The following is a 1032-nucleotide window of genomic DNA, read 5'->3' as shown; positions in this document are numbered from 1 at the left end:
TTATGACTGGTATAACCCATAGGGGATATGTCGGCTAAAATTAGCGTAAGCGGTCAGCTGATACGCGACACGCTGATAGCTGATAGCTTACGAATTAGCTGACATGAAGGGAATAATTTTACCATCAATGATTACTTTTCTGTCGTTGATGATTAACATAAGTACGAAGAACGTTATTAATTGATGATTGATAGCCTTTTCCTTGACTTTTGAACCAGTCTATGATGTCACTATCTAAGCGAATAGAAATCGCTTTTTTAGTAATCGGTTTAACTATTTTGGCATTTTCCCAAAAATTATCGTCTAACTCAGGTATATCTGAGGTATCAATGGCAGAGTCAGGAATAGTTTTGATTTCTTCAAGTCGTTTGGGCGAGATACTCATAATACTTTCTCTTTTCCTTAGGGGTAGCTTTTCGAGCAGAAATTAAGCGAATTTTGCTGTTTCTTTCAGTGTGGGCTACGGTGACAATGACAACGCCTTGTATGGAACCGATGCTAATTTCTCTGATTTCATCATAATCGTATCGTTCATCAATTGACGTAAAAACGATTCCAAAGAATATTTCCTGTGCTTCTTCAAAGCTGATGCCATGTTTTTGCTTATTTTGTCGGTTTTTGTTTTCGTCCCATTCAAATTCCATTAATTTGTATATACTTTTTGTATATACAAGCCTTATAACATAAAATTTAGTTTTTGGTTTCTATTCCACTTTCCGGTAAATGGTATATGGACGCGATCGCATTCTAGGGTAAGCGCAAGAAAAAATTGCCCTGTGCATTGGCTAGATATGCTGATAGCTTATTGCTTACCTAGGGAGTAGGAGTATGAAGTAAGGTGAAGTAAATCAAATGGCTCTGATAATTATGAAAAACGCTAGAATTATTTGTGTGGAAAAACAAACCGTAAGCACTCAGCTGATACGCGACACGCTGATAGCACCTCAAGTAGCGTGCGCGTAGCCCATAGGCTTACGATAAACCCTACCGAAATTAATATCCTGGATAGGTTGGGCATCTCAGATGAAGACT

General features: G+C 37.9%; 2 protein-coding genes. Both read right to left on the bottom strand.

Annotated elements, in window-relative coordinates; translation table 11 throughout:
• Positions 1-124: 124 nt before the first annotated feature.
• Positions 125-385, bottom strand: a complete 261-nt coding sequence (locus F6K37_RS44250) for a BrnA antitoxin family protein (protein ID WP_008182423.1) — start codon at positions 383-385, stop codon at positions 125-127.
• On the bottom strand, positions 360-644 hold the full coding sequence (locus tag F6K37_RS44245; RefSeq protein WP_044492669.1) for a BrnT family toxin: 285 nt from the start codon (positions 642-644) through the stop codon (positions 360-362). Before F6K37_RS44245 ends, F6K37_RS44250 begins: the two co-directional genes overlap by 26 nt.
• Between the last annotated feature and the right edge of the window lie 388 nt (positions 645-1032).

Origin of the sequence: Moorena sp. SIO4E2 (genome assembly GCF_010671945.1) — a bacterium.
Lineage (GTDB): Bacteria > Cyanobacteriota > Cyanobacteriia > Cyanobacteriales > Coleofasciculaceae > Moorena > Moorena producens.
Note: the sequence above shows the minus strand (reverse complement) of the source record. Positions and strands in the feature narration are given on the sequence as shown.

What these genes read in the sequence shown, in the direction of transcription:
- F6K37_RS44250 (WP_008182423.1), bottom strand. Translation starts at nt 385, where the DNA reads ATGAGTATCTCGCCCAAACGACTTGAAGAAATCAAAACTATTCCTGAC.
- F6K37_RS44245 (WP_044492669.1), bottom strand. Translation starts at nt 644, where the DNA reads ATGGAATTTGAATGGGACGAAAACAAAAACCGACAAAATAAGCAAAAA.